Origin of the sequence: Acidiphilium acidophilum (assembly GCF_033842475.1) — a bacterium.
Taxonomy (GTDB): Bacteria; Pseudomonadota; Alphaproteobacteria; order Acetobacterales; family Acetobacteraceae; genus Acidiphilium; species Acidiphilium acidophilum.
The window spans coordinates 3,016,804-3,036,842 of sequence record NZ_JAWXYB010000018.1 but is presented as its reverse complement, the minus strand read 5'-3'; the positions used below and the strand labels follow the sequence as shown (position 1 = coordinate 3,036,842).

The window sequence follows — 20,039 nt, the reverse complement described above, 5'->3', positions numbered from 1 at the left end:
TGCAAAATCGACAATATTGGGCCGCGTATCCCGGCATGCCGGGCTGGCATGGCGCTTGCTTACTGGTTGAGCATGGATATTGCCGCCGCACGCACCGCACCGCCATTGCACGATCTGCTCGGGGTCAGCTTCGTATTCAACGCAGCGATCAACGCCCTGGCCTGGGATGGCGACCTTGCATGTTTCGGGCTGGCGGATGGCGCTGTCGTGATGATGGCAGCGCACTGGCCGGGGGCGCCGCATCTGGCTCCCCGGCCTGGCGGGGGCCTCGCGATCGTGCCGAGTGCGGCGCCGCCGCCACCGCCCATGATCACCGGGGCGCATCGGGGGCCGGTACTGGCATTGGCGCCCGATCCGGTGGGCGGCGTGGTTTCGGGCGGCGCGGATGGAAAATGCCTGCGGCTGGCGGGGGGCGAGATCACCCTGCTCGCCGAGCGGGTTCGACGGCGGATCGGGGTGGTGGCGGCGGGACGTGGCGGGCGGCGGGCTTTTGCCGCGGGCCGGCAGGTCGACCGGGTCGGACCTGATCGGAAGCGCCTCGCTCTGCCCGGTCCCGTCACCGCGCTGGCGTTCGATCCCTCGGGCCTGCATCTGGCGGGAGGCTATGAGGGTGGGGTCTCGCTCGAGGCCTGTGCCATTCGCGTGGCCCCGCGCCGCGAGTTGTCCGGTGCCTGCCGCCTCCTGTGCTGGAGCCATGACGGCAGCATGGTTGCCGCCGCTGCGGGGCCGGTCGTCGCGGTGCGCCGCCGCACCGAGGAGGTCTGGATCATGCTGAAGGGGGATGACCGTGTCGAGGCGCTCGCGTTCAGTGCCTGCGGCGCGCTCGTCATGGCATCCTCGGCGGGGTTGCACATCTGGCGTGCCGGGGAGGACCCTCACCCGGTGCCGGCGGGCCGTCACGCCGAAGAGTGCCGCGCCCCGATCGCCTGCCATCCGCGCATACCGCTGGTGGCATGCGCCGATCGGGCCGGGCGGATCGTGCTGCGGCATCCGCGCCTCGGCGACACGATCGTGGTGCGCGAGGCCGGGGCCGCGCCGGTCGCGCTGGGGTTCGCGCCGGACGGGGAAGCACTCGCCTTTGCAGCCAGCGATGGCGAGGCCGGCACCGTGATCCTGCCTGCCGCCCTGTTCCGCACCGGAGAAAGACAATGAGCGACGAAGACGCCTCGAAAGACCGGTATTTTCGTGAGATCGGCGCGATTGCGGAACACATGATCGCGGACCATGGCAAGGATTTTGCCATGGGCGCGCTGGTGCTCGCAGCCCGCTGGATCGCCGAAGGCAAGAGCTTCGCCGATCACCGCACCGAACCGGGCGACGCGCGATGAACCCGGTGTCGCAGACTGCGACAATCGTCCCGCCTGTCTGTCGCGTGATGCGACAGATGACGGAACTCGAATACAATATCATGCACCAGATTCGGCCAGTTTCTCCGATCGCGCACGCTGGCACCGAAGTTGCAATGCCGATTATGACGGATCGCGGTCAGTCATACCGATCGGCTCCGTCGGCTTTCAATAGAGTTTTCATGCGAGATCTTCAGATCGAACACTGTAGTTCGGCACACCAGATGACAGGAGACCACCAAGATGCCTGATAGCCTGACGCTCAACAAAATCACTGCCCAGAAGGGAATGAGCATCACCGATGCCACCCGCCGGGTCGCCGATCTCGGCTGGACGCCGAGTTATGTTCAGGAGGCGATGACCTTCCCGACCGACTACAAAATCAAAAAGACCCCGCGCGATCCGATGAAACAGGTGCTGCGCTCCTATTTCCCGATGCAGGAGGAAAAGGACAACCGGGTTTACGGCGCGCTCGATGCGGCGCTGCGCGGCGACATGTTCCGCAACGTCCAGCCCCGCTGGGTCGAGTGGATGAAGCTGTTCCTCGCGATCATCCCGTTCCCCGAAATTTCGGCGGCGCGCTCGATGGCGATGGTGGGACGGCTCGCCCCCGGCGAGGAACTGCGCACCGGCTTTGCCATGCAGATGGTCGATGAGTTCCGCCATTCCACGATCCAGATGAACCTGAAGAAATGGTACATGGAAAACTACATCGACCCGGCGGGATTCGACATCACCGAAGCCGCGTTCGGCAAATGCTATGCCTCGACCATCGGGCGACAGTTCGCCGAAGGCTTCGTCACCGGCGATGCGATCACCGCGGCCAATATCTACCTCACCGTCGTCGCCGAAACCGCCTTCACCAACACGCTGTTCGTCGCGATGCCCTCGGAAGCCGCGCGCAACGGCGACTATGCGCTGCCGACAGTGTTCCTGTCGGTGCAATCCGATGAGAGCCGCCATATCGGCAACGGCCATTCGCTGCTGATGTCGCTGATCAACGATCCCGACAATCATCTGCTGCTCGAACGCGATATCAAATATGCGTTCTGGCAGAACCACGCGATCGTCGATGCCGCAATCGGTACCTTCGTCGAATACGGCACGACCGATCGCGACAGGAACAAGGAAAGCTATGCCGAATTGTGGCATCGCTGGATCTACGAGGATTACTACCGCACCTACATGCTGCCGCTCGAAAAATACGGCATCAAGATCCATCACGACGATGTCGCGGCGGCGTGGGACCGGATCGTCAAGAAAAACTACGTCCACTACACGGCGCAGTTCTTTTCCGTCGGCTGGCCGGTCAATTTCTGGAGGATCGAAGCGCAGACCGAGCGGGACTTCGAATGGTTCGAGCATAAATATCCAGGCTGGTACGCCGAGTTCGGCAATTACTGGAAATGGTACGAAAAGCTCAGCCATCGCGGTGAGACCAACATGCTGTTCAACACCGATACCGGCTACGTCTATCCGCACCGGTGCTGGTCCTGCATGGTCCCCTGCCTGATCCGCGAGGATTTCTGCTACGATGAGGTCGATGGGCAGACCTACACCTACTGCTCGGAGACGTGCCGCTGGACCCATAAGGTCGCCTTCGCCGCCGAATACGAAGGCCGGCCGACACCGGCGATGGGCCGTTTCAGCGGCCGGCGCGAGTGGGAGACCTGCTATGATGGCTGGGATCTCGCGGATGCGATCACGGATCTCGGCTTCGTGCGCAACGACGGCAAGACCCTGGTACCGCAACCGCATCTGCATTTCGAGGACAGCAAGATGTGGACCCTCGATGACGTGCGGGGTCACACGCTCGGCAGCCCGCTGATCAACTTCCGGAAGCTTTCGCCGGAAGGCAAGGCGGCGGCCGCGGCGGAATACCGCAAAGGCTTCACGATCAACCCGCTGAACTGACGGCGCGCTTCCCGCCGGGCATCGTCGCGTTGCCCGGCGGTTCTGTTCCGAACGATGAAACCAACGGGAAACGTCATGACTGTAATGACCACGCACAAGGTCCGGTTCGAACCGGTCGGCATCGACATGGAGGTCGAGGAAGGCGAGACCGTGCTCGACGCGGCCTTCCGCCAGGGCATTTCGGTGATGCATGGCTGCAAGGAAGGGCAATGCTCGTCCTGCAAGTCGTTGCTGCTCGACGGCGATATCGAACTGCTCAAGTATTCGACCTTCGCGCTGCCCGATTACGAACGGGAGTCCGGTCATATCCTGCTGTGCAAGACCCACGCCTATAGCGATCTCGCGATCGAGTTGCTGAATTACGACGAAGACCTGCTGCGCCGTTCGATCCCGGTGAAGTCGTTCGATGCGACGGTGACCGGGGTGGTGCACCTGACCCATGATATCCGCCGGCTGGAGCTCGATATCGTGGAGCCGATGAAGTTCTGGGCGGGCCAGTACGTCGATATCACGTTGCCCGACGGCAGCGTGACGCGCTCGTTTTCGATGGCCAATCCGCCGGGCGAGCCGCATCGTCTGGCGTTCATCATCCGGAAATATCCCGATGGGGCGTTTTCCGCAGCACTCGATACCGCGCTGCAACCGGGGGACCGGGTGAAGCTGAAAGGTCCTTACGGTACGTGCTTCCGGCGCGAGGATCGACCCGGTCCGATGCTGCTGATCGGCGGCGGGTCGGGCATGTCGCCGTTATGGTCGATCCTGCAGGATCACCTAGCCTCGGGCGAGCATCGGGCGGTGCGGTTTTTCTATGGTGCCCGCACCGAGGCCGATCTGTTCTACCGCGATGAATTCGCCAAACTCGAAGTCTCGCTGCCGGACTTCAAATTCATTCCGGCGCTTTCGCACGCCACGGATGGCAAGGGGTGGACCGGCGAACGCGGCTTCATTCACGAGGTGGTGGCGCGCCATCTGCGCAGCGAGGGGCTCGACGGCGAGATCGATGCCTATTCTTGCGGCCCGCCCCCGATGATCGATGCGGTCCTGCCGGTCCTGCAAATGGCCGGGGTCGAGCCCGATCATATCTTTTTCGACAAGTTCACCACTGCCGTCCGTTGAACCAATCATAAACGAGGAGCGAAACCATGAGCGTTACTGAAGGCCTGTCGCCACACCGGTCGGGAGCTGCGGGCTCTGCGACTTTCGCAGGCTCGGACAGCCGGAAATACAATTATTTCACGCCCAAGGGCCGCAAGGCGAGCCACTACGAGGACATGACCGTCGATGTCCAGCCCGACCCGGAGCGGTATCTCCTGCAGGACTGGATCATCAACTTCGCCGACGGCACGCCGACCTATGACAAGCGCTGGACCCACGCCAAATCCTCCAACTGGCATCAGTTCCGCGCGATCGATCAGGAATGGGAGCGCACCCATTATCAGCGCCAGTCCACCATCGTCGGCATGATCAGCAACCTGATCGAGAACGGCCGGCGTTCCGGCGCGCCCAAGCGATTCGATCGCGCCTGGCTCAAGATTCTGTCCGATCATCTCGGCGCCTACAAGCACGCCGAATTCGGCCTCGGCACCGCGACCATGCAGGCGCAGCGCTACGGCTACACCCAGATGATCAACAACGCGATCCTGACCAATTCATCCTACAAGCTGCGGTTCGCGCAGGACATCACGCTGTATCTCGGCGAAATCGCGCTCGATACCGATGGCATCGACCTTGATGCCGGCAAGATCCATTGGCTCGAAGACCCGATCTGGCAGGCGACCCGCCATGCGGTCGAGGCGATCATGGGGGCGGAGGATTATCTGGAACAGTATTTCGCGACCAATATCGTGTTCGAACCCCTGGTCGCCGAGTTGTTCCGCAGCGGCTTCATCATGCAGATGGCGGCGGCGCAGAACGATTTCATGACCCCGGCGGTGGTCTCGGCGGCGGAGGGCGACTATGAGCGCAACCTCGCCAATGCGGTCGAGCTGTTCCATATCCTGGTGCTCGATCAGGAGCATGGCGAACATAATCGCCGCCTGTTCGGTACCTGGATGCACAAGCACGGCGCGCTCGCGCTGGATGCCGCGCATCATCTGCAGCCGATCTGGTCGCAGCCGCGCGTGAAGGTGGCGCAGTTCCCCGAAGCGCTCGGTGTGGCCAAAGACCGGGTGCGCGCGATTGCCGCCGAGATTGGTTTCGACGTTCGTTCCACGCTCGATCAATAACAAGGACAGATAGACATGGCACAGGCCCATACCGCGACGATCTTCAAATCGATGAAGGACGTGCAGTTCGAGGAGACCATTTCGCACCAGTGCGGCGTGACGATGAACGACAGTGTCGAAGCCCGCGCGATCGCCGATGTGATGGCGGAGAAATCCGGTATTACCGTGACCTATCAGCCCGCCCTGATCCGGATCGACGGTGAGGGCAAGATCACGTTCAGGATGGACGAGATTTCCGAAGCGCTCGGCCGCACGATGACCCCTTATCTGTTCGAGATCTCGACCTCGACCCATTATGGGCGGATGGTCATGGTCGACGACAACACGGTGGTGTTGTTCGGCGACATGGATGAGGCGATGCAGTATATCGAATACCGGTGATCGTTCAGCCCGGTGCCCGCGCGTCCAACGGGCATCTGGCTGAATCAAGAAAGTGTTTTGCTTGTTTTTTTCAAAATACAAGCGATTGCTGAACAATAATAATGAGGAAACCATGGCCAAGATGATGCTGCACGACGATGAAGCACGCGCCGCCCTCGGGCGCGGTGTCGCGCAACTGGCCCGTGCCGTGCGCGGCACGATGGGGCCGCGCGGCATGAACGCGATCATCGATCGGCCGATCGGCACGCCGCTGGTCTCGCGCGACGGGGTTTCGATCGCCGCCGAAATCGATCTGCCCTGCAAGTTCGAGAATATGGGGGCGCAGATTTTGCGCGAGGTCTCGGCCCAGACCAATCTGGAAGCCGGCGATGGCACCACCACCGCGACCGTGCTGGCCGATGCCCTGGTCCAGAAAGGTCTGGCGCGGATGGCGGCAGGGGATAATGCGGTCGAGCTGGTCGCCGGGATCGAGGCGGCGGCAGAGGAGGTGATCGCGGCGCTGCGCGCCCGGGCACGGCCGCTGCGCGATGCCGCCGAGATGCGCGCGGTCGCGACCATCGCCGCCAACGATGCCGCCACCGGCGCGCTGGTGGCCGAGGCGATCGAGCGGGCGGGGCCGCAGGGCATCGTGACGGTCGAGAACAGCGCCACCGTCGCGACCCTGCTCGATGTGGTGGACGGCATGGGCTTCGACCGGGGCTATATTTCGCATCATATGGTCACGGATGTGGAGCGGATGCAGGCGGTGCTCGACGATCCGTTGATCCTGATGACCGATTTGAAGATCACCACCCCAGCCGAGATCGAGCAGATCCGCGCCATCGTGGGGGCAAGCAACCAGCCGTTGCTGGTGATTGCCGAGGAAGTCGCCCCGGCGGCGGTGGTGGCGCTCCTGGCAGATCGGGCCGGGGGCGTGCCGGTCGCCGCGATCCATCCGCCGGAATACGGCCATTGGCGCAAGGCGATGCTCGAGGATATCGCGATCATCACCGGTGGCCGGGTGATCGCGCGGGATCTGGGCGGGACCATCGCGAACGCCACCCGCACCGATCTCGGCAGCGCGCGACAGGTGCGGGTCGGCGCCAACATGACGTTGATTTCCGGCGGCGGCGGCGATGCCGCGGCCATCGCGGCAAGGCGGGTGCAGGTGCGGCGGCAGCTTGAACTGGCACCGAACGACATCGATCGCGACAAGCTGGAGCAGCGTCTTGCGAAACTATCGGGCGGCACCGCGACGATCATGGCCGGCGGGGCGACGCCGGTGGCCCAGAAACGCCACGCCCAACTGATCGAGGATGCGCTCGCCGCCGCTCGTGCCGCGATCGCCGAGGGGGTGGTGGCCGGTGGCGGCACGGCACTCGCCCAGATTTCACCAACGCTCACCACCAACGCAAAACTGCTGAACGGCGCGCGGGCCGGGGCGCTGCTGCTGCGCGATGCCCTGACCGCCCCGCTCGCCGCGATCGCCACCAATAGCGGTTTCAACGGCGAGGACATGGTCGCGCGGGTGATCGGCTCCATTCAGGGCACCGGTCTCGATGCCCGCACCGGCACGATGGTGGCGATGGAGGCCGCCGGGATCATCGACCCGGTGCTGGTCAGCATCAGCGCCCTGCGCAACGCGGTTTCGGTGGCATCGTTGATCTTGACCACGCATACCTTGATTGCCGACCGGCCGGAGTATCACGACCCGACATCGGGTCCGGCGCTGGGCGGTGGCGCGGAATTGCTCGGGAGGGCATGATCGGGGGTAAATTTGCCGAACCGGCGGATCATCGAAATGGGCGAGCACGACACGGCGCAGGCGGCTGACCCGATCGCCTGCGGCGAGGCACTGCCGGATCGGCAGACGATGTGGGCGTGGGAGCGGTTTCTGACCGGCGAGCCGGAGGCGGCGATCCCGCTCGGCAACGTCGTCATCTCGTCCTGGCAGCGCAGCCTGGCACGTGGCGTCAACCCGAGCGGCCGGGAAGCGCCCATCGCGGCGCGCGGCGATACGATCCTTGCGTTGCGCCATCGCAACCGGGATCTGATCGCGGCCTCGCGCGATCTGTTCCACCGCATCGCGGAGGTGTTCGCGGGTGCCAACTGCATGATGCTGCTGACCGACCCGGACGGTGTGGTGCTGGAGGCGGTGGGCGATCATCGCACGCTCGGGCAGGGCGAACGGATTCACCTGGTCGCGGGCGGCCACTGGCGGGAGGATGTGATCGGCACCAACGGCATCGGCACCGCGCTCGCCACCGGCCAGCCGGCGCAGGTGCATGCGAGTGAGCATTTCTGCGAGGGAATCAAAAGCTGGACCTGTGCCGCCGCCCCGGTGCGCGAGCCGGGTAGCGGGCGGATACTGGGCATTGTGGATATTTCCGGCCCGCCCTCGACCTATCAGCGAGGCAATCTTTCCCTCGCGGTGGCGACGGCGCGGCAGATCGAGACCGCGCTTGCCGAGCGGATCGGGCGAGAGCGGATGCGGCTGCTGGAACGCTGCCTGGAACGTATGCCGACCATTGGCAATTCGGAGCTGCTCGTGATCGACCGGACCGGGCGGATCATCTATTCCAACGGCAAGGGTGGCTTGATCGGGGTTGGCGAGACCGTCGCGGGGTTCAACCCCGAACAGCCGGTGGAGCGCTGGTTCGACCGGATGCCCGAACCCTTGCGCGCCGATGGCGCGTTTCATCCGGTCATTCTCGACGACCGCACCGTCGGCGCGATGGTCGTGCTGCCGGCCCGCAACCGCCCGGCGAAAACCGCTGCCCTGCCCGCCGGTTCGGAAGCCGATGCCAGCCGCAGCCTGTTTCATCATATCATCGGGTCGAGCACGGTGATGGCGGAAACCATCCGGCGGGCCACGCAACTCGCCCGCCACCGCGTTCCGGTGCTCATTCAGGGTGAAACCGGTGTCGGCAAGGAATTGCTCGCGCGGGCGATGCACGGCAGCCTCGATTTCTCGGCACCCTTCGTCGTGTTCAACTGCGGTGCCACCTCGAAGGACCTGATCGGGGCGGAACTCTTCGGCCATGTGAAAGGCGCCTTCACCGGCGCGACGACCGAGGGCCGGCCCGGACGGTTCGAACTCGCCGATGGTGGTACGCTCTGCCTCGATGAAATCGGCGAACTGCCGCTCGAATTGCAGCCGATGCTGCTGCGCGCGCTTGAGGAAGGCGTGATCTACCGGCTTGGCGATACCACGCCGCGCAGGGTTTCGGTCCGGCTGATCGCGATCACCAATCGCGACATGAAGGCCGAAGTCGCCGCCGGGCGGTTCCGCCGCGACCTGTTCTACCGCATCGATGTCGCCTCGATCACGGTTCCGCCGCTGCGCGACCGGCTCGACGACATTGCGGACCTGCTCGCCTATTTCAACCGGACCCTTGCCGCCCGCCACGGTGTGGCACCGCGCATCTTTCCGATCGCGGCGCTCGACCGGCTCAAATCCCACGACTGGCCCGGCAATGTGCGCGAATTGCGCAATCTGGTCGAATGCCTGCTGCTCACCGGGAGCGGCGCGGTCACGATCGAGGACTTCCCCTGCGGTCGACCCTGGCCCTCGGGATCGGCCGCGCCATCCGCGTTGTTGGCGAACCTCGAACAGAATGCCATCGACACCGCGATCCGCGAGACAGGCGGTAATCTTTCGGTAGCATCGCGCCGGCTCGGAATCTCGCGCAGCACCCTGCATCGGAGATTGACGCGTATGCGTAAAAGCACTGAGTGACGGTATTGAGTGGGGGGGGGCCGAATTGACAGTGGTTCCATAAGTCGGTGAGAGCCTGACTCACAATTATAAAATAATCATATCATGTCACCCACGAACAGACTCTGACCCGACCGACACTGTGCCCTTCACGCGCGTGAAAAAGTCCTGAAATGCCGCGGTTTTTTGAACGGACAAACGAAATGTGGTGCTATTAAAAATAACTGACAAACCGTGATAGATCCGCAAACCCACCGGTGTCATCGACGTCGGGCTGATCCAGAGCCTGGTTCGCAGAAGCGAGGTTGATGATATCGTTGCCAATTGCGGCTATCTTGTCGTCGATGAGTGCCATCATCTGTCCGCCGCAAGCTTTGAGCTTGTCGCCGGAAAGGACGGGCATAACCCGATCATCTTTATGCGATGCGGTCCGGTGCGCCATCAGGTGAGCGCCAAGTCGCAGGCCGCCGAAAGCGGCATCCATCATCGGGCGCGGGAACGTCACACAGGATTCCGGCTGCCAGAAGCCCTCGCGATCGCCGAGCGCCCATCAATGCCCGCGATCTATGCCGTTCTGGATGAGGACGAGGCCAGAAACGCGGCCACGGCGGCGATTTCCGCGGCCTCGGCGGCGCGGCCCATCGGAATATGGCTTTGTGATCGGTGACATCGGCGGGCTCCGCCGCATGCGGCCCTTCCGGATTGATCGCCCGCAGCGCGGCGAACACGGCGGCGGCATCCCCGCCATCCGGCAGGTGGGTGATGGTCACACCCGCTCCCTCCGCCGCGAACCGTTCCGCGATGGCGCGCCCGATACCGGTGGCGCCACCGGTGACGAGGGCGCATCGGCCGGCAGGGCGGCGGCATGCGGGGTTCGGGGCCATGAAGGTTCACCTCGGTCGGATCGCGAAGGGCCCTGCTTTATTCGAACCGCGCCGTGTGCTGTCAAATCGGCGGCGGGCTCGCCTTCATCCGCTCCATCGCGAAGCGCGACGAGACGTTTCGTAACGGAATCGCCGCGATCAGGCGGCGATAGAACGCATCATAAGCCGGAATATCCGGCACCATGATATGCAACAGGTAATCGACATCGCCGCTCATCCGCCAGGCGCCGACGATTTCCGGCATGGCGGCGACCACGCCGGCGAACCGGCTGATCCAGTCTTCCGAATGATCGGCGGTTTCGATCGAGGCGAACACCGAGACCGGGTAGCCGAGGCGTGCGGGCGAAAGCAGCGCCACCCGCGCGGTGATGACGCCCGCTTCCTCCATGCGTTTGATCCGCTTCCAGCACGGCGTCGCCGACAGGCCGACCTCGCTTGCGATGGCTGCGAGGGGAGTGGTGGAATCATGCGCGATCAGCCGCAGGATGCCACGGTCGATCTTGTCGAGCATCAAGGGTGGAGTGGCCGGTAACTCTGACATGGCGTGAAAACTCCGGTATGGAAGCTTATTTTCTCCTTGCGACGTCGAGATTGGAAAATCAATCTTATTTATGGCGTTTTTGGGCCTACGGGGAGAATGGGATTTCATACGCCCGCCTGTCCCGCTATGTTTTGCCCAGGAGATGACATGATCCCGATTGCGCTCGATCCTCGTTTTGTCCGCCTCGCGGTTGCCGGTAACGGCCCTCTGGCGCTGCGCCGGTTTCGCGCCCTGCGGGCTGGCGGGGCCGCCGATGCGCTGCTGTTTTCCGATGCGCCGGATGATGAGGCCGTTGTTGAAGCCGGTGCCGCGTTGCGCCGCGCCATGCCCGGACCCGATGATCTGGCGGCGCTGCACGTGCTGTGGGTCGGCGATCTGCTGCTCACCATTTCCACCAACTGCCGCGCCCCCGGCCTGGCCGGCGTGATCCGGCGGAATCTCGAATTGCGCTACGGGCCGGAATGGGCCGGGCGCGTCGCCGAGATCGGCGCGCTCCGGGAAGGCTGGCGGCGCGAGGGGGTCACGATGCCGGAAGCCGCCAAACGCATCGCGACCCTCGCCTCCGAGCGGAACTGGCTGTGCGACCGGGTCTGCGATTTCACCACACCACAATCCCGAGGCTGACCCGATGACCCGAACCACCGCTCTGCCCCGCACCGCCCCGTTCGCGCCCGAGGACATCAGTGCCCTCGATCAGGTGATCGGGCGCGCCTCAGCCGTGCAGCGTGCGTGGCTGACCGGGTTTCTCGCCGGGATCGATGCCGCCAACAGCGAAGTGGCGCCGCCCGCAGCGGCGCCGGCGGTCAAAACCAAGCTCACCATCCTGTACGGCACCGAATCCGGCAACGCCGAAGCCCTCGCCGGTGCCGCCAGGCGCGATGCCCAGAAGCGCGGCTTCGCCCCCCGCCTGCTCGACATGGCGGATGCCGACCTCGCCACGCTGAAAGACACCGTCAACCTGCTTGTCATCGCCTCCACCTGGGGCGAAGGCGAGCCGCCGCAACGCGCCGCCCCCTTCATGCGCGCCCTGATGGCCGAGGGCGCACCGACGCTCGATGGCGTGAATTTCGCGGTGCTCGCGCTGGGTGATTCCTCCTACGCGCAGTTCTGCGAAACCGGCAAACAGATCGACGCACGGTTCGAAGCGCTCGGCGGCGTCCGCATCGCCGAACGGCTCGATTGCGACCTCGATTACGAAACCCCGGCCGCCGGCTTCATCGCGTCCCTGCTCGAAAAACTGACCCCCGCCGCCGATGCCGGCTCGGTCATCCATGTCGATTTCCACCGCGCCGAAGCCGAACCGGTCGGCAAGACCGCCCCCTTCGTCGCCGAAATCGCAGCCCTGCACGCCATCACCTCGTCGCGTTCGTCCTCGGAAACCCTGCATCTCGAACTCGACCTGACCGGCTCGGGCATCGCCTACCAACCCGGTGATACCCTGGGCATCGCGCCCGAAAACGACCCCGCCCTGGTCGGCGCGGTGCTGCGCGCCACCGGCCTGTTCGATGACAGCGCCGCCCATAGCGCGCTCACCCGCGAACGCGACATCACCACGCTCAGCGGCAAATTGATCCAAGATTACGCCGCCCTCACCGGCGATACGAACCTCGCCACCCTCGCGGCCGATGCAGAGGCACGCGGCCGCTTCATCGCCGGGCGCCAGCCGATCGACCTGTTCGAAACCTACCCCCACACCCTGACCACCGCGGAACTCACCACCCTGCTGCGCAAGCTGCCGCCCCGCTATTACTCGATCGCCTCATCGCAACGGCTGGTCGGCGAGGCCGCCCATCTCGCGATCGCCAAAGTGGCCTACGAAAGCCAAGGCCGCGCCCGGCTCGGCGTCGCCTCCGGCATGATCGCGGAACGCCGCAAAACCGGCGGCAGCGTCAATGTCCACGTCAAGGCCAATCCGCATTTCCGCCTGCCCGAAAGTGCCGAAACCCCGATCGTGATGATCGGCGCCGGCACCGGCATCGCGCCCTACCGCGCCTTTCTGCAGGAGCGCGAAGCCCTCGGCATCGCCGGCAAATCCTGGCTCATCTTCGGCCACCGTCACTTCCTGCACGATTTCCTCTACCAGCTCGACATCCAGGATTGGCTGAAATCCGGCGTGCTCGGCCGGCTCGACCTCGCCTTTTCGCGCGACCAGCCCGAAAAACGATACGTCCAGCACGTGCTCTGGAACCAGCGCCACCACCTGCGCGCCCAGCTCGACCAGGGGGCCACGCTCTACCTCTGCGGCGACGCCAAGGCGATGGCCCGCGACGTCGATGCCACCCTCGTCCGCATTCTCGGCAAGGACGATGCCGATCGCGGCCAGCACGAACTCGATGCGCTGATCGCCGCCGGTCGCTACAAAAAGGACGTCTACTGATGCTTGAAACCCTGACAAAACCGGAAGCCGAAGCGCTCGATCTGCTGCGCACCAGCATCGCGGCCCACCCTGGCCGCATCGCCCTGGTCTCATCCTTTGGCACCGAATCCGCCGCGCTGCTCGACCTGGTCGCGCGGATCGACCGCACCCTGCCGGTCATCTTTCTCGATACCGGCAAACTCTTCCCCGATACCATCGCCTATCGCAACGCCCTGATCACCCGGCTGCGCCTGTCGGACGTGCGGACCATCCGCCCCGACCCCGCCCACCTCGCCAGCTTCGACCCTAACGGCACCCTGTTCGCCCGCGACCCCGATTTATGCTGCACCCTGCGCAAAACCATGCCGCTCGACGACGCGCTGCTGCCGTTCGAAGCCTGGATCAGCGGGCGCAAACACACCCAGTCCGACAGCCGCGCCACCCTGCAAGCCACCGAAACCGGCCCCGATGGCCGCATCATCGTCAACCCGCTGCGCGCCTGGACCCAGACCGATATCGAAACCTACTTCACCAGCCGCAACCTGCCCCACCACCCGCTTCAGGCCGATGGCTTCGCCTCGATCGGCTGCCATACCTGCACCCGCCGCATCCAGCCCGGCGAACCACCACGCGCCGGACGCTGGAGCGGTACCGGCAAAATCGAATGCGGCATCTTCCTCACACGGCCGGTCGCGGCATGAGCCGGCAAGGCGGGGCTCCGCCCCGGACCCCGACCAGGGGGCTCTGCCCCCTGGACCCCCGCCAGGAACTTAGTTCCTGGACCTCATTAGTTTCAGATGAGAGGGGGCTTACCACGCCCTTTGAAAGGCAACGGAATTGATGCCCCCTCTCATCTGAAACTAGCGGGGTCTGGGGCCTAAGGCCCCAGCGGGGTCCAGGGGCGGAGCCCCTGGTGGGGCGTGGGGCGAAGCCCCACCCTTCGGCACATATCGCGAAAGGACGCACGATGGCTGATTTAGCGCGCAATGAAACGATCAAGGCGCGGAGTGATTTTCTACGTGGCACTCTGGCGGATGAGCTGGATGTGCAGGCGTTCGGCGGGTTGGGCGAGGACGATGGCCAGCTCATCAAGTTCCATGGCGTCTATGTGCAGGACGACCGTGATTTGCGGCCGGAGCGTGCCAAGCGGAAGCTGGATCTGGCGTATATGTTCATGGCGCGTTTGCGGGTTCCCGGCGGGGTTCTGACGCCACGGCAGTATCTGGCGATGGACCGTCTGGCGACCGAGCGCGGCAATGCCACGGTGCGGCTCACCACGCGGCAGACGATTCAATTTCATGGCGTGATCAAGAGCAACGTGCGCGAGGCGATGCGCGCGATGGATGCGGCTTTGCTCGATACGATTGCGGCGTGCGGCGACGTTAATCGCAACGTGATGGCGGCGGCGAACCCGTATTTGTCGCGCGCGCATGGCGAGGCGGTGGAGGCGGCGCGGCAGTTATCCGCGCATTTCCTGCCGCGCACGGGGGCGTGGCGCGAGATTTTCATTGGTGACGAGCGGGTGCTGGGCGGCGAGCCGGAGGCCGAGCCAATTTATGGGCCAACCTATCTGCCCCGCAAGTTCAAGATGACCGTGGCGGTGCCGCCGTCGAACGATGTCGATGTGTTCGCGCATGATCTGTCGTTCATCGCGATCGTCGAGGGCGAGGCGATCGTCGGCTACAATGTGGTGACGGGTGGCGGCATGGGCGCGTCGCACGGCGAGCCCGCGACGTATCCGCGGGTGGGTGATGTGATCGGCTATTGCGCGGCGGCGGATCTGATTCCGGTGGCCGAGGCGGTGGTCACGGTGCAGCGCGATTACGGCGACCGCACCAACCGCAAGCACGCGCGGCTGAAATACACGATCGACACGCACGGGCTGGACTGGTTCAAGCGCGAGGTAAACGCCCGGCTGGCCACACCGCTGGCGCCGGCGCGGCCGTTCGAATTCACCGGCAACGGCGATGCGCTCGGCTGGCTGACCGATCATGAGGGGCTGCATCATCTGACGCTGTTCATCGAGAACGGGCGGATCGCGGACGTCGGGGCGTGGCGGCTGAAATCGGCCCTGGTCGCGATCAATTCGATGCCCGATTTCATCGATCGTGGCGCGATCATCATGACCGCCAACCAGAACATCATCATCGCGCGCGCGAGCGATGCCGAGCGGGCCGCGATCGAGCGAATTCTGGCCGAGCATGGCGTGGTGCAGCATGTGTCGGTGCTGCGCGAGGGCGCAATGGCCTGCGTCGCCCTGCCGACCTGCGGTCTCGCTTTGGCCGAGAGCGAGCGGTATCTGCCGCATCTGATCACCGCGATCGATGGATTGCTGAACGAAAACAACCTGTCCGATCAGCGGATCACGGTGCGCATGACCGGTTGCCCCAATGGCTGCGCCCGGCCCTATCTCGCCGAGATCGGGTTGGTCGGGCGCAATCCGGGCCGGTACAATCTGCTGCTCGGCGGTGCTGCGGACGGATCGCGGTTGAACACGATCTACCGCGAAAACGCTGACGAGGCCGAAATCCTGGCAGCACTGCGCCCGTTGTTCACCCGGTACGCGCAGCAGCGGAGACCGGGCGAAGGCTTCGGCGATTACATCAGGCGGGCCGGGATCGTTTGATCAGCGCTGCCCGGCGGGCGGGATGTAGAAGCCTTCCTGCGCAGTAAACCGGATCGGCAGCAGGCGGAACACCTGCTTGCCCTGCGCCGCCGGATCGAAATGGGTCGCCTCGATCGCCGCGATCGCCTTGTCATCGTCGATCACATCGCCGGCGGAGCGGGCAATCCCGATCTTGGTCAGCTTGCCGGCGGCATCGACGACGAATTCGTAGAACCCGACCCGCGCAACCCCCGGCTGCTTCAACATTTTCGCCGCCGTCTGGTTCATCGCCATCACGGTGGCATCCGGCAGCGGCGGAAACGTGGAGGGCGGGATGAAATCATCCTGCCCGGCCCAGGCGCAACTGCCGCCGAGCATCGGCGCGACGGCAAGGCAGATCAGCAGATACTTCATCTTGCGGCTCCGGCGCTGTGAGAGATCAGAGGTAGATGCCCGCGCCCGATCTGGCAAACCCCCCTTATTTGACCGGACAGACGCCTTTGGCATCGGGCGTTCCCGCCGGATGGGCCTGGACCCCGACGATCGCGGTCCCGAATCCAGGTTTCGGATCGGAGGGGAAGGCCATCTTCCCGGCCGGATAACAATTGGAGGCAAGCAGATAGGCCATGACGTCGGCATATTGGCCCGGCTTGAGCGAGGCCGGATTGTTGAACGGCATGTTCTGGGTCACGATCGTGTCGAGGATCGAGACGGTATATTTATTGGTCGTGGCGGTCTTCAGGAAGGCCGAACCGGCGATCGCCGGTGCCGCCACGCCCTGAAGGTTGGTGCCGTGGCAGCTGGCGCAATTGGCGGCGTACACCGCCTTGCCCCGCGCGGCCTGGGCCGTGGTGTAGAGCGGGGTCGTGGCTGCCGGTACCGCAGCCTTTATCAGTGCGGGAGCCGCTGCCGCCTTGGCGTCGGCATGGCGTGTGCAATGCTGCTGCACCATCGGCGCCGCCGTCGTGTAGAGGATCATCATATCGTTCTCCATTTTGACAGAAGCATAACCGCCGGTCGCGACCGGCGTGTGGCCGCGCTTCACCGCCCTCCACGCCAGCCAGCCGTGGCTCACACCAAAGCCGGGGCGATGCGGTGCGGCGCAGCCATCGGCTATGCGCGCGTCATCGGGCACACCGAGGCGGGTATTGGCGATCGCGCCGGCAATTCCGCCGAGCACATCGTACTGGCTCGAGCGCCCCTGGGCGATTTCGAGGTTTTCCAGCGCATCGGAGGCGTTTTCCTGGAACCCGTCGAGGCTGCGCGCCTTGAGCGCATCCTGCAGCGACGCCACCGCCGCGAGCAGGTTGATCTGCACACCGTGCAGGGCCGGAACGAATGGGGGGGTGGCTTCATGATCGAGCAGATCGTTTAACTGTCCCAAAGCCCCGCGCGCATCCCCGGGATCGGGGCTGCGCGCGTCGAAAGCCGGGTCGTTGCGTCCCACGAGCGCATCAACCGCCGAATGTGCCGCCGTGATGTAATCGGCCGGCCCGCTGGACGTGCCGTTTTCGGCCGCCAGCACGGCGGCGATGGCGGCCCTGATATCATGCAGAACCGCCATCGCTTCATCGTGTTCGGATGGGGCCGAAACTCCGGTCCTGGAAACACCGGTCCTGGAAACACCGGTCCTGGAAACACTGGCCGCTGAGACCTTGGCCGCCGACACCTTGGCCGCCGGGGCCCCGACTGCCGGAGCGCCCAGCGTCGAAGCCCCGACGGCCACCAGCGCCGCCACCCCCACCCGCGTTAAGATCCGAGCACTCACTTCGTGAGAGCGAACATCGTGAGCATCGTGCCCTTATTGTCCTTGGGCATGTTGGGAAGTTGCTGGTTACCCGCCGGCCCGGATGCCACAGCGACGTATTCGGTCCCCCCTTCGGTGAAGGCGACCGGCGGCGCGATGATCGGCGAACCGGTATCATACGACCATAATTGCTTGCCGCTCTTCGCATCGAACGCCGCGAAGTCGCCGTTTTCGAGACCGGTGAACACGAGGCCGCTGGCGGTTGCGAGCGCACCCCCCGCCATCGGCAGTTTTTCCGGATGGCGCCAGGCAAACACCCCGGTATCGACATCGATGGCATTCAGCTGCCCGGTATTCGGCCCGACGAATTTCGGAAACGCACCGCCGAGGTAGAACTGACCGGCAATATAGACCACCGATTTCGTCGCCCGCCAGAAGCCGCATTCGTTGCTGCTGGGCAGATAGATCATGTTGGTCTGCGGATCGTAGGTTCCGCCGTTATACTCCACCCCGCCATTGGTGTTCGGACAGGCGATGTTGCCTTTGAGCGAGGGTTCGGATTTCTGGTTGTACTGCATGCTCACGGCCAGATGATTGACCAGCGCGCCGGTGTGCGAATTCAACAGCCAGAAATTACCGGCCTTGTCGCCATCCGCGACCAGCGGCATCGTTTTTCCGCCGACCTTGCCGTTGAACAGCACCGGCGGCATCACCGGGTCCCAGTCGTGGGTGTCGTGAGCGATGAACTGGTGATACCAGACCAGCCTGGGCTTGGCGCCCGAGATATTCAGCGCCACCAGAGAATCGGTATAGAGGTTCGATCCCTTGCGCACCGGCCCGTTGAAATCGGGCTGCGGGTTGCCGGTATTGGCATAGAGCATGTCGGTCTTGGGATCGATCGCCATCATGGTCCAGATCGCGCCGCCGCCGCGTTTCCAGCTGTCGCCGCTCCACGTCTTGTGGCCGGGCTGGCCGGGCTTGGGCACCGCGTCCCACTGCCAGAGCTCGTTGCCGTTTTTCGGATCATAGGCGGCGATGTTGCCGATTCCGCCCCAATCGCCATCCGACACGCCGAGAATGAGAACGGCCTTACCGGTCCTTGGGTCTTTATAGGGCATCGGCGCCATGGTATAGAACGAGTTCGACGGATCGCTGACCAGCAATTTGCTGAATACCACCTTGCCGGTCTCGGCATCGAGGGCGATCAGCTTGCCATCGAGCGTGGCAAGGTAAACCTTGCCGTCGAGCAGCGCGACTCCGCGATTGGCTGCGAACGAAATGACATGCGGATCGTCCGAGAACTGCCATTTCAGCTTCCCGGTCTTGACGTCGATCGCATAGACATGATCGTGCGCGGACGTGATGTAGGCGATCCCGTGCCAGATGATCGGCGTGGCCTCGATCGGACCGTTATCATCGATCTTGAAGGTCCAGGCCGGCTTGAGCTGGCCGACATTGGACGGTGTGATCGCGCTTAGATCGACATACCGGTCGTTGTCGTAATTCTTGGCCGGCAGGATCCAGTTGGCGTGATCGCCCTGGGTCGCGACGTAGTCATTGATCGAGGGTGTCGTGGCGCTCGCCATCGCCCCGGCATGGGCGACACTCGCCATACCGGCGGCAAGCGCCATGCCCGCCAGCCCGTTGACGAGACTGCGTTTATGCAAAATCGACCTTATGTTCGGCATCGTTCCCGTTTCCCCTTTTTTTGATGACCGCGATCGGCCCACCACGCGGGCCAGCGTTCGGAACGATGGTAACGCTATCATAACGCGCGCGTGATGCAAGCAGTTTTTTATCAGGCCATCATCTTTGCGATCAGAGCGTGCAGTTCGTGGCGATCGCGTCGGCTGAAATCTGCCGGGCAGCGCTTGACCTCGGGGGGCAGCGCCGCAACCCCAAACCCAAACGCATCATCTGGCCGATCCCCCTCGACCCCGCCGATATCCGTATCCCCGATGCCAACTACCACGGCGTCCATTTCGGTCCCGGCAACCGATCCTGGCCCCCACGACGAAAACACCTGAAAATCACCTCCTGACCGAACTCACCTTCGCACGCTTATACTGTTACGATCTCGTAATTTAACATCCGCCTCCAGACAAATGATTGCGCTTGCATTCGCCGGGACTCGCTTTATGGTTGCGTATCTTCGCATTCGCGGAGACTAAGGCGGGCAACACCGCCATTGATGAATATCGAGGAGAAACAACCATGTGGACCAAACCGAAACTCGTCGAAATCGCCGTGGGAACCGAAATCAACTGCTACGCCTGCGCCGATATCGATTGAACGACTGACCAGTGCCGGGCGCGGTCGCTACCGCCGGGTCCGGCACGCTCC

At 64.1% G+C, this 20,039-nt stretch carries 20 protein-coding genes; 14 read left to right on the top strand and 6 right to left on the bottom strand.

The genetic code is table 11. The features are described from left to right. Nucleotides 1-48: 48 nt before the first annotated feature. The 8 genes from SIL87_RS17100 (at nucleotide 49) to SIL87_RS17065 (ending at nucleotide 9,584) form a co-directional block, all read left to right on the top strand. Nucleotides 49-1,152, top strand: coding sequence for a WD40 repeat domain-containing protein (locus SIL87_RS17100; protein WP_319615352.1), 1,104 nt, complete (start codon nucleotides 49-51; stop codon nucleotides 1,150-1,152). Beyond that, nucleotides 1,149-1,328: a hypothetical protein gene (locus tag SIL87_RS17095; protein WP_319615350.1), complete on the top strand. Its 180-nt coding sequence runs from the start codon at nucleotides 1,149-1,151 to the stop codon at nucleotides 1,326-1,328. The genes SIL87_RS17100 and SIL87_RS17095 overlap by 4 nt, the downstream gene beginning before the upstream one ends. Nucleotides 1,329-1,589: 261 nt before the next feature. Continuing rightward, complete coding sequence (locus tag SIL87_RS17090) at nucleotides 1,590-3,260, top strand: aromatic/alkene/methane monooxygenase hydroxylase/oxygenase subunit alpha (protein ID WP_319615349.1); 1,671 nt, start codon at nucleotides 1,590-1,592, stop codon at nucleotides 3,258-3,260. A gap of 75 nt (nucleotides 3,261-3,335) precedes the next feature. Beyond that, the gene (locus SIL87_RS17085; protein ID WP_319615348.1) at nucleotides 3,336-4,376 is read left to right on the top strand and encodes an NADH:ubiquinone reductase (Na(+)-transporting) subunit F; all 1,041 of its coding nucleotides are present in this window, start codon (nucleotides 3,336-3,338) and stop codon (nucleotides 4,374-4,376) included. Between the two features lie 26 nt (nucleotides 4,377-4,402). Further along, nucleotides 4,403-5,485 carry an aromatic/alkene monooxygenase hydroxylase subunit beta gene (locus SIL87_RS17080; RefSeq protein WP_319615347.1) on the top strand — a complete coding sequence of 361 codons (1,083 nt, stop codon included), beginning with the start codon at nucleotides 4,403-4,405 and terminating at the stop codon, nucleotides 5,483-5,485. Nucleotides 5,486-5,500: 15 nt separating this feature from the next. Beyond that, entirely contained in the window at nucleotides 5,501-5,866 is a 366-nt protein-coding gene (locus SIL87_RS17075; RefSeq protein ID WP_319615346.1) for an MmoB/DmpM family protein, read from the top strand. 112 nt (nucleotides 5,867-5,978) lie between these two features. Further along, on the top strand, nucleotides 5,979-7,610 hold the full coding sequence (gene groEL / locus SIL87_RS17070; protein ID WP_319615345.1) for a chaperonin GroEL: 1,632 nt from the start codon (nucleotides 5,979-5,981) through the stop codon (nucleotides 7,608-7,610). Between the two features lie 36 nt (nucleotides 7,611-7,646). Then, entirely contained in the window at nucleotides 7,647-9,584 is a 1,938-nt protein-coding gene (locus tag SIL87_RS17065; RefSeq protein ID WP_319615344.1) for a sigma-54-dependent Fis family transcriptional regulator, read from the top strand. Nucleotides 9,585-9,777: 193 nt separating this feature from the next. Here SIL87_RS17065 and SIL87_RS17060 read toward each other — a convergent pair whose 3' ends face one another. The 3 genes from SIL87_RS17060 to SIL87_RS17050 all read right to left on the bottom strand — a co-directional run bounded on the left by SIL87_RS17060 (nucleotide 9,778) and on the right by SIL87_RS17050 (nucleotide 10,988). Next, a complete protein-coding gene (locus SIL87_RS17060; protein ID WP_319616025.1) occupies nucleotides 9,778-10,068 on the bottom strand; it encodes a hypothetical protein in 291 nt (96 codons plus the stop codon). Continuing rightward, entirely contained in the window at nucleotides 9,980-10,447 is a 468-nt protein-coding gene (locus tag SIL87_RS17055; RefSeq protein WP_319615343.1) for an SDR family NAD(P)-dependent oxidoreductase, read from the bottom strand. The genes SIL87_RS17060 and SIL87_RS17055 overlap by 89 nt, the downstream gene beginning before the upstream one ends. Before the next feature lie 61 nt (nucleotides 10,448-10,508). Further along, on the bottom strand, nucleotides 10,509-10,988 hold the full coding sequence (locus SIL87_RS17050) for an Lrp/AsnC family transcriptional regulator (RefSeq protein WP_319615342.1): 480 nt from the start codon (nucleotides 10,986-10,988) through the stop codon (nucleotides 10,509-10,511). Between the two features lie 147 nt (nucleotides 10,989-11,135). Here SIL87_RS17050 and SIL87_RS17045 point away from each other — a divergent pair, with 147 nt between their 5' ends. From SIL87_RS17045 to SIL87_RS17030, 4 genes are all read left to right on the top strand, one after another. Next, nucleotides 11,136-11,612, top strand: a complete 477-nt coding sequence (locus tag SIL87_RS17045) for a siroheme synthase (protein WP_319615341.1) — start codon at nucleotides 11,136-11,138, stop codon at nucleotides 11,610-11,612. Nucleotides 11,613-11,616: 4 nt separating this feature from the next. Further along, nucleotides 11,617-13,365 carry a diflavin oxidoreductase gene (locus SIL87_RS17040; RefSeq protein ID WP_319615340.1) on the top strand — a complete coding sequence of 583 codons (1,749 nt, stop codon included), beginning with the start codon at nucleotides 11,617-11,619 and terminating at the stop codon, nucleotides 13,363-13,365. Further along, nucleotides 13,365-14,045 (top strand): phosphoadenylyl-sulfate reductase, encoded by a 681-nt coding sequence (locus SIL87_RS17035; RefSeq protein ID WP_319615339.1) that lies wholly within the window; start codon nucleotides 13,365-13,367, stop codon nucleotides 14,043-14,045. Before SIL87_RS17040 ends, SIL87_RS17035 begins: the two co-directional genes overlap by 1 nt. A 266-nt stretch (nucleotides 14,046-14,311) precedes the next feature. After that, nucleotides 14,312-15,970 (top strand): NADPH-dependent assimilatory sulfite reductase hemoprotein subunit, encoded by a 1,659-nt coding sequence (locus SIL87_RS17030; protein ID WP_319615338.1) that lies wholly within the window; start codon nucleotides 14,312-14,314, stop codon nucleotides 15,968-15,970. On the opposite strand, the gene SIL87_RS17025 is transcribed toward SIL87_RS17030, so the two are convergent. From SIL87_RS17025 to SIL87_RS17015, 3 genes are all read right to left on the bottom strand, one after another. Next, nucleotides 15,971-16,363, bottom strand: coding sequence for an energy transducer TonB family protein (locus SIL87_RS17025; protein ID WP_319615337.1), 393 nt, complete (start codon nucleotides 16,361-16,363; stop codon nucleotides 15,971-15,973). Between the two features lie 64 nt (nucleotides 16,364-16,427). Beyond that, complete coding sequence (locus SIL87_RS17020) at nucleotides 16,428-17,513, bottom strand: c-type cytochrome (RefSeq protein WP_319615335.1); 1,086 nt, start codon at nucleotides 17,511-17,513, stop codon at nucleotides 16,428-16,430. Between the two features lie 200 nt (nucleotides 17,514-17,713). Next, nucleotides 17,714-19,363 carry a pyrroloquinoline quinone-dependent dehydrogenase gene (locus SIL87_RS17015; RefSeq protein WP_319615334.1) on the bottom strand — a complete coding sequence of 550 codons (1,650 nt, stop codon included), beginning with the start codon at nucleotides 19,361-19,363 and terminating at the stop codon, nucleotides 17,714-17,716. Nucleotides 19,364-19,521: 158 nt separating this feature from the next. Between SIL87_RS17015 and SIL87_RS17010 the strand changes: the two genes are divergently transcribed. Both SIL87_RS17010 and pqqA read left to right on the top strand, forming a co-directional pair. Further along, complete coding sequence (locus SIL87_RS17010) at nucleotides 19,522-19,737, top strand: hypothetical protein (protein ID WP_319615333.1); 216 nt, start codon at nucleotides 19,522-19,524, stop codon at nucleotides 19,735-19,737. Between the two features lie 74 nt (nucleotides 19,738-19,811). After that, complete coding sequence (gene pqqA, locus SIL87_RS17005; RefSeq protein ID WP_319615332.1) at nucleotides 19,812-19,988, top strand: pyrroloquinoline quinone precursor peptide PqqA; 177 nt, start codon at nucleotides 19,812-19,814, stop codon at nucleotides 19,986-19,988. Nucleotides 19,989-20,039: the final 51 nt, after the last annotated feature.

Excerpts from the sequence above, each read along its gene's own strand:
- SIL87_RS17100 (WP_319615352.1), top strand. The coding sequence starts at position 49 with ATGGCGCTTGCTTACTGGTTGAGCATGGATATTGCCGCCGCACGCACC.
- SIL87_RS17095 (WP_319615350.1), top strand. The coding sequence starts at position 1,149 with ATGAGCGACGAAGACGCCTCGAAAGACCGGTATTTTCGTGAGATCGGC.
- SIL87_RS17090 (WP_319615349.1), top strand. The coding sequence starts at position 1,590 with ATGCCTGATAGCCTGACGCTCAACAAAATCACTGCCCAGAAGGGAATG.
- SIL87_RS17085 (WP_319615348.1), top strand. The coding sequence starts at position 3,336 with ATGACTGTAATGACCACGCACAAGGTCCGGTTCGAACCGGTCGGCATC.
- SIL87_RS17080 (WP_319615347.1), top strand. The coding sequence starts at position 4,403 with ATGAGCGTTACTGAAGGCCTGTCGCCACACCGGTCGGGAGCTGCGGGC.
- SIL87_RS17075 (WP_319615346.1), top strand. The coding sequence starts at position 5,501 with ATGGCACAGGCCCATACCGCGACGATCTTCAAATCGATGAAGGACGTG.
- groEL (WP_319615345.1), top strand. The coding sequence starts at position 5,979 with ATGGCCAAGATGATGCTGCACGACGATGAAGCACGCGCCGCCCTCGGG.
- SIL87_RS17065 (WP_319615344.1), top strand. The coding sequence starts at position 7,647 with ATGGGCGAGCACGACACGGCGCAGGCGGCTGACCCGATCGCCTGCGGC.
- SIL87_RS17055 (WP_319615343.1), bottom strand. The coding sequence starts at position 10,447 with ATGGCCCCGAACCCCGCATGCCGCCGCCCTGCCGGCCGATGCGCCCTC.
- SIL87_RS17050 (WP_319615342.1), bottom strand. The coding sequence starts at position 10,988 with ATGTCAGAGTTACCGGCCACTCCACCCTTGATGCTCGACAAGATCGAC.
- SIL87_RS17045 (WP_319615341.1), top strand. The coding sequence starts at position 11,136 with ATGATCCCGATTGCGCTCGATCCTCGTTTTGTCCGCCTCGCGGTTGCC.
- SIL87_RS17040 (WP_319615340.1), top strand. The coding sequence starts at position 11,617 with ATGACCCGAACCACCGCTCTGCCCCGCACCGCCCCGTTCGCGCCCGAG.
- SIL87_RS17035 (WP_319615339.1), top strand. The coding sequence starts at position 13,365 with ATGCTTGAAACCCTGACAAAACCGGAAGCCGAAGCGCTCGATCTGCTG.
- SIL87_RS17030 (WP_319615338.1), top strand. The coding sequence starts at position 14,312 with ATGGCTGATTTAGCGCGCAATGAAACGATCAAGGCGCGGAGTGATTTT.
- SIL87_RS17025 (WP_319615337.1), bottom strand. The coding sequence starts at position 16,363 with ATGAAGTATCTGCTGATCTGCCTTGCCGTCGCGCCGATGCTCGGCGGC.
- SIL87_RS17020 (WP_319615335.1), bottom strand. The coding sequence starts at position 17,513 with ATGGCGGTTCTGCATGATATCAGGGCCGCCATCGCCGCCGTGCTGGCG.